A 7,789-nucleotide genomic window follows, 5' to 3' on the forward strand; every position below is an offset into this window, starting at 1 on the left:
CCCGTCTTCGCCTCGGTGCTCATGCTGGTGCTGGTGACGCTGGGCCTCTTCTCCTACCGGCGGCTGGCCATCGACCTCTTCCCGGACGTGGAGTTCCCCATCCTCTCCATCGTGACCGAGTACCCCGGCGCCTCGCCGGAGACCGTGGAGAGGGAGGTGACCAAGCTCATCGAGGAGGCCGTAAACCCCATCCCCGGTGTGAAGCACATCTACTCCACCTCCCGCGAGGGCCTCTCGTCGGTCATGGTGGAGTTCGAACTGCACGTGAAGATCAACGAGGCCTCCCAGGACGCCCGGGCCAAGATCAACGCCATCCGCAACGACCTGCCCGAGGCCATGAAGGAGCCGGTGATCCAGAAGCTGGACATCGCCGGGATGCCCGTCGTTTCCGTCGCGGTGAAGTCCACGGCGCTCTCCCCCCGGGAACTCACCACCCTGGTGGACCGGAAGATCAAGCGCCGCATCGAGAACATCGCGGGCGTGGGGGAGGTGAACCTCGTGGGGACCTCCGAGCGCGAGGTGAGCGTGAACGTGGACCCGGCGCGCCTCGACGCCCTCGGCATGGGCGTGAACGAGGTCATGGCGGGCCTCGCCTCGGAGAACGTGAACACGCCCCTCGGACGCCTGACGCGGGGGGGCACGGAGATGCCCATCCGCATCGAGGGCAAGCCCGACTCCGTGGCCGAGTACGGCGCCATGGTCATCGGCCAGCGCGCCGGCCACCCCGTGACGCTCGGCGAGGTGGCCCAGGTCGTGGACGGCGTGGAGGAACAGCGGTCCCTGGCCCTCGTGAACGGCGTCCCCGCCGTGGCGCTGGACGTGCTCAAGCAGTCCAAGGCGAACACCGTGGGCCTGGCCGACGCCGTGAAGGAGGAGATCGCGCGGCTGGAGGCGGAGCTTCCCCCGGGCACCGAGATCACCCTGGTCCGGGACTCGTCGGTCATGATCCGGGAGTCGGTCCACGACGTGCAGGTGACGCTGATCCTCGGCGGGCTCCTGACGGTCTTCATCGTCTTCTGCTTCCTCAACTCGTGGCGCTCCACCGTCATCACGGGGCTCACGCTCCCCATCTCGGTCATCTCCTCCTTCATCGCCATGTACTTCTTCGGCATGACGCTCAACGTCATGACCTTGATGGCCCTCTCCCTCGCCATCGGCCTGCTCATCGACGACGCCATCGTGGTGCGGGAGAACATCGTGAGGCACCTCGAGAAGGGGCAGGACCACTTCACGGCGGCCCGGGAGGGGACGGCGGAGATCGGCCTGGCCGTCCTCGCCACGTCGCTCTCCATCGTGGCGGTGTTCGTCCCCGTGGCCTTCATGAAGGGGATCATCGGGCGCTTCTTCTTCCAGTTCGGCATCACGGTGGCCTTCGCCGTGCTCGTCTCCCTCTTCGTCTCCTTCACGCTGGACCCCATGCTCTCCAGCCGGTGGATCGACCCCGACATCGAGCGCAAGGGGAAGCGCCACCTCCTGGCGCGCATCCTGGACCGGTTCAACGAGTGGTTCGACCGGACGGCGGAGGGCTACCGGGGCGTCATCGGATGGGCCCTGGACCACCGCCTCACCGTCTTCGCGGTGGCCGGGGCGGCCTTCGTGGCGGGCCTGGCCCTCTTCTTCAACCTCCAGGGCGAGTTCATGCCCGCCTTCGACCACGGCGAGTTCCTCATCCGGATGAAGACGGCCCCGGACGCCTCCATTGAGGAGACCAAGGGTCGGCTCTCCGCGGCCCTGGGGGTCCTGGGGACCTATCCCGAAATCCAGCACACCTACGCGGCCATCGCGCCCGCCGACACGGACACGGTGCGCGACGCCCAGATCTACGTGAAGCTGAAGGACCGCTCCGAGCGGAAGCGCTCCCAGGCGGAGCTCATGCCGGACATGCGGAGGCGCCTGGAGGCGATCCCGGGGCTTCAGATCTCCCTCCTCGAGGACCCGGATACCTTCCAGAAGCCCCTCATGGTCCTCATCAAGGGGGAGGACATCCCCACGCTCAAGCGGTACGCCCAGGAGCTGAAGCGCAAGATGTTCGGCATCGAGGGGATCGTGGACCTGGAGGCCACCCTCGAGCAGGACCTGCCCGAATACCGCCTCGTGGTGGACCGCGAACGCGCCGCCTCCCTCGGCCTCAACACGTCGGCCCTCGTCCAGAGCCTCGGCGCCCTCGTGGGGGGCCAGGTGGTCTCCACCTACGAGGACGAGGAGGGGGAGGGCGTGGACGTGCGGGTCCGCCTGCCCGAGGCGCTGAGGCGCGACGTGACCCAGGTGGCGGACCTCCGTCTCGCCGTCCCCGATCCGGAAGGCCGGACGGCCCTCGTACCGGTGGCCGACCTGGTCCGCGTGGAGCGGGCCGTCTCCCCCTCGGAGATCAGCCGCCAGGACCTGAGCCGGCAGGTGGTCGTGAGCGCCAACCTGGACCGCCTCCCGCTCGGGACGGCGGGCGCCAAGGTCCTGGAGGCCGCCGCGACCATGAAGATGGAGCCCGGCTACCGGGTGGCCATGTCGGGGGACACGGAGGCCATGATCGAGTCCTTCGGCTACATGGCCGAGGCCCTCTTCCTGGCCATCATCCTCGTCTACCTCATCCTCGCCGCCCAGTTCGAGTCCTTCATCGACCCGCTGGCCATCATGCTCTCCCTTCCCCTTTCGGTGGTGGGCATGGCGGGCATGCTCTTTTTGACGGGGGACACCATCAACATCATGTCCCTCATCGGGCTCATCCTGCTCATGGGGCTCGTAACGAAGAACGCCATCCTCCTCGTGGATTACGCCAAGGTGCTGAGGCGGTCGGGGGTGGAGCGGCGGGAGGCCGTCATTCGCGCGGGTCGCACCCGGCTGAGGCCCATCCTGATGACCACCCTCGCCATGATCTTCGGGATGGTGCCCCTGGCCCTGGCCATCGGGCAGGGCGCCGAGATGCGCGCTCCCATGGCTCGCGCCGTCATCGGCGGACTCGTCACCTCGACCCTCCTGACGCTCCTCGTGGTCCCCGTCGTCTACACCGTCTTCGACGACTTGGCGGAGTGGATCCGCCGGAGGTGGGCGGGGGGAATCGCCTCGGAGATTGCAGCGGAAAAGGAGACCTCGCCGTGAGCGACCTTCATGCACGAATCGGACGGGACCAGCGAAACGGTGATGTGGACCATCCCTGCGCGGGATTGGTGCGTCCCCGGCTCCCTGCCTCCCTGCTTCTCTCCCTCACCCTCTGGGCCGCCGTTGCCGCGCTGGCGCCTTCGAGGCCGGCCGCCCAGGAGCCGGTGCGAAGCATCACCCTGGATCGGGCCCTCGCCATCGCCATGGAGAAGAACCGCGACATCCAGAAGGCCGAGGAATACCGGAAGTGGGTGCAGGGCAAGTACGTGGAGGAGCGGGCGGCGGCCCTGCCCCAGCTGAAGCTCTCGGCCTACCACCGGCGCGACTACGACGACACCATGTCCAAACTGACGGGGGGCCTTTTCCCCGCCACCCAGGACACGACGAACTACCAGGCGGGCCTGGACCAGGCCCTGTACACCTGGGGCCAGGTGGGGGCCGCCATCCGCGCCGCCAAGGTGGGGCTCGCCACGGCAGAAGAGCAGCTGCGCCTGTACCGCCAGGCCGTCCGCCGCGATGTGACCCAGGCCTTCATGGACCTGCTCCTCGCGAAGGAGCTGGAGGCCATCGCCCGCCAGGACCTGGAGCAGAGGATCCGCCACCTCGACGAGGCGCAGAAGAAATTCGCGCTGGGCACGGCCACGGACTACGACGTCCTCGCCGCCCGGGTGGCCGTGCAGAACGCCCGCCCCGCCCTCATCCGCGCCGAGAGCGACGTGACCCGAAGCCGGCTCGGACTGAACTTCCTGCTCGGGCTCGAGGGGGAGGAGGTGGACGCGGAGGGGGCCCTGGCCGCTGCGCCCGGGCCGGTGCCCTCCTTCGAGGAGGTGCTGGAAAGCGCCCGAAGCCGGCGTCCCGAACTCCTCTCCCAGGGCCAGACCGTCGCCATCCGGCGCGAACTCGTGAAGATCGCGCGGGCCGGCGACAAGCCCCGCCTGGACTTTTCCGCGGCCTACGGGCGCAAGGCCCTGGGCGTGAGCGGGCTGAACCTCGACGGGAAGACCTGGAACGCGGGTGTGTACCTGTCCTTCCCCGTCTTCGACGGGCTCAGGACCCGGGGCCGCATCCTGCAGGCCCGGAGCGACTTGACGACCGCGGAGATCGAAGAGCGCCGCATTTCTGAAGCCCTTTCGACGGAGGCCCGCACGGCGCTGGACGCGGTGCGCGAGGCGCAGGAGGTCCTCGCGGCCCTGGAGGGCGCGACGGAGCAGGCCGAACGCCTCCTCGCCATGGCGGAGAAGGGCTACGAATTCGGCGTCAAGACCAAACTGGAGGTGGACGACGCCCAGCTCAACCTCCGCACGGCCCGCGGCAACCTGGCCCGCGCCCAGAGGGATATGGTGGTGGCCCGGACCCATCTCCAGTGGGTCATGGGGGTCCTCGGCGAACCCGCCGAAAAAGAGCCGCCGGAGCAGAGATAGAGTCATCGGCCCCACGGTGACCCGATCTTCCTCACCGGGCGGGCCCCGGCGGCCCTCTCCATCGCCGGAACGAACCGCCCTCCGTCCGTTTGGAGAGGACCACCCAGGGTCTCTCCGGTCCATTCGTCCCCCTTCGGTGACACTTCCAGACCCCACCGCCGCGAACCGCCCTCCGGATGCGGCAAGGTAATCCGTCGCGAGGTCTCTTGACCGTATACACGGTTTCAACCGGTTAACGGGCCTCTTCGGGTGTCTCTGTGCCCCCCGTTCACACTTCGCGGCCCTCTGCCCCTTTCTTCTTTTGACAGAGCGGGTTATCTCGTTGTACAATGGATCAGACGTCGCGCAAGCCGGGGGGGGCGCCGAATCTCGTGAGACCCTGTCCAGACTTCCATCTCCGCCGCTTGTATGCCGTGGCACCCCTCTTGCACATTTTGGGGGGCGACCACCCGAATACGGGGGTCCGGCCTTCCCGGTGACGGGGCAGGAAAGGCGCGAAGATGAACGCGTTGACAGGGCACGGGGCGACGTTCGACGCACGACGGAAGAGACAAGAGGAGCCAGGGAGGGCTCCAGAAATGCTTAGAAGGCGAAACACTTTGGTGTTACTCGCGCTGGCCATGCTCGTCGCGTCCGGAGCCGTGCAGGCCGCCGCCACAGGGTCTCTTGCCGTGACGCCCGTCACAGAATCCCGCGACGCCGCGGCGGGCCAACGGACGTGGTCCGTGGCGCCCGAGGGCCCGGGATGGCTCCCGCTCCCCCGGCTGGGGATCGTCCTTCCCGGAGTGACTGGACCGGCGACGGTCCTGATCTCCGCCGGACCAGGAGAACCCTGGCGCGAGGTGGAACTCGCGGACGGACGGGGCTCCCTCCCCCTCTCTCTGCCCAACGCGGCGGCCCTGTGGGAGGTCCGCCTGCGAACGGACGATTCGCTCGCCGCACGGCCTGAAATCGTCCCCCTCGACCCCCTCGTCCTAACCTCGGAGGGTCCCGTGCGCGCGGACGCTCCGGCCCTGGTCACCGTCACTTGCTGGGGCGAGTCGGCCTGGTTGAAAGTGCGGGCCGTGGACGCCGTGGGCGCCCCCATCGCGCTGGAGACCCTGGCCGGCGCCGACGGCGGGCCCGACGGCGAGGGCTGGCACGACCTGGGCTACCTGAACGGGACCGACCAGGGGAGCCTGAGGGTCTACCTGACGCCCGACGTGTCCTTCCCCGTCCTCGTGGAAGCGCAGACCGACACGGGCGAGACCGGGATCCTTGTGCTGGCCCCCGAAGACCTCCTGGCGGGCGCCGCCGACATGATCCACTACTACGGCATGGCCAAGCCCAACTGGAATTGCGCGACACGGGTCTACGACGGCACCTACCTGTGGATCGCGGGGATCGAGGACGGGACGACGTACACCGTGACAGACCTGGATACCGCGGGGGTTCTCGCCACGGGGACCGTGAATCGCGGCCAGAAGGCCACCCTCGTGAGCCCCAACCCCGCCTTCGTGGACAACCACCGCTTCCGCCTGGCTACCTCCCGGCCCGTCCAGGCTTACATGGGCTTCGACTGCTCGGGGACGCTTCCGGGCTCCATGTTTTTCCTGGCCGACGACGGCCGGTCCATGTACGGATCGGCCTTCACGGTGCCCGTGGGCGGCCTGGACGGCCGGACGCGGTACGTCGTATTCGCTTCCGGCGCGGGATCGGCCGAGATCCGGACGGTTTCCGGGACCCTGGTGGATTCCCACACCTTCACCGTCGCCGGATACTGGGACGCCACCGCCTCCCTCACGGCCAACACCGTCTACGCCGTCACCTCCTCGGGAACCACCATCGCCGTCCAGCAGTCGAGCCAGAACACGGCCACGGAGGTCCCGCCCACCACCATGGTCGTCGGCGGCGGCACCTGCGCCCCCTCGTCCCTCGGCAACAAGTTCTACGTCCACATCCAGGATTGGAACGGCGTGGACCCCGCCCTCGTGGCCATCGGGTACGCCGACGTGGACTGGCGGTTCCGGCAACTGCCCAGTGGCTCCTGGAACACTTCCTCGGTTCGGATCAACAACACCCGCCGCAGGACGGTGACCGAAGGCTTCTACGAAGTGGAAGTGGTCACTGAGAACGGAACGATGGGACTCCTCGCCGGCTCCTATGAAGGGGGCTCCGAGATCTGGGACCTCGGGGACGATTCGGTCTACTACCGAGGCGCCGGGAGCAACATCCGCGGCCACGCCCTGCGGTGCGGGGGCTCCATCTTCGTGGCCCAGGACGGCACCTACCTCCAAGAGACGGGGGCCACCACCACACCGACGCTCCCGGCCACCTTGAACGCGGGCGACGTGGTCACGCTGAGCGGGAACACGTCGAGCAACACACCGTTCCGGATTTTCAGCCAGGACGCCAACCACCCCTTCGTCGTCGAGGTCTTCGGCGGCAACTGTTCGACCAATCTGAACGACTGGTCCAAGGTCATGCTCCCCGCGGCCCTCGCCCGGCCCGTCATCACCTACCCCGACGCCAGCGGCTACCTCAACGACCTGACGCCGACGGTCACGGGCACGGCGGTCCCGGGAGCTACCGTGACCCTGCGCATCTACGACCACACCGACGGGGACTCCCTCGTCTTCACCGGAATGGCGACGGTTGCTTCAAACGGGAACTGGAGCCTTGACGTGACGACGGCCCTCACGGAAAACCACCTCTATTACTTCGAAGCCGTCCAGGGCCTCGACGGGGCCTGTCCGGTGGATCCCCTTCCGCCGCCGGGTTCCAGCGGCTCGCAGGGACAGATCGACACGACGCCGCCGGCGGCTCCCGCCGTCCAGGCCATCTTCGGCGACACGGGCGCCTCGTCCACCGACGGGATTACCTCCGACACCACGCTGGTCTTCTCCGGCACCGCCGAGGCCGGCGCCCTCGTCCACGTGTACCTCGACGGCGTGGAGATCGGGACCACCCTCGCCGACGGCTCGGGTGCCTGGTCCTTCGACTACACGGGGACGCCCCTCGCCGACGGGACGTACGCCGTGACCGCCCGCGCCGAGGATGCGGCCCACAACCTCTCCCCCGTTTCCGCCCCCTTCAACGCCGTCGTGGACACCGCGCCGCCGGCGGCCCCCGTGGTGACGGCCCTCACCACCAACGACACGACGCCCGCGATCCACGGCACCCTGGGCGGCGCCCTGGAGGCCGGCGACGTCTTCACCGTCGTCGTCAACGGCGTGACCTACACCGCCGGAGACGGGAACCTCGTGGTCTCGGGCACGGACTGGACCTTGACCGTC

The 7,789-nt window shown here is 68.5% G+C and carries 3 protein-coding genes; all 3 read left to right on the forward strand.

The genetic code is table 11. The annotated features are described in order from the left end of the window. Positions 1–3,093 (forward strand): efflux RND transporter permease subunit (locus AB1824_12345; GenBank protein ID MEW5765754.1); only part of this gene is annotated, 3,093 nt, incomplete at its 5' end. Further along, positions 3,090–4,514, forward strand: coding sequence for a TolC family protein (locus AB1824_12350; GenBank protein MEW5765755.1), 1,425 nt, complete (start codon positions 3,090–3,092; stop codon positions 4,512–4,514). The genes AB1824_12345 and AB1824_12350, both read left to right, overlap by 4 nt. Before the next feature lie 578 nt (positions 4,515–5,092). Then, on the forward strand, positions 5,093–7,789 hold a 2,697-nt coding region (locus tag AB1824_12355; protein ID MEW5765756.1), incomplete at its 3' end, for an Ig-like domain-containing protein.

It is taken from the genome of Acidobacteriota bacterium (assembly GCA_040752915.1).
Classification (GTDB): Bacteria; Acidobacteriota; UBA4820; order UBA4820; family DSQY01; genus JBFLVU01.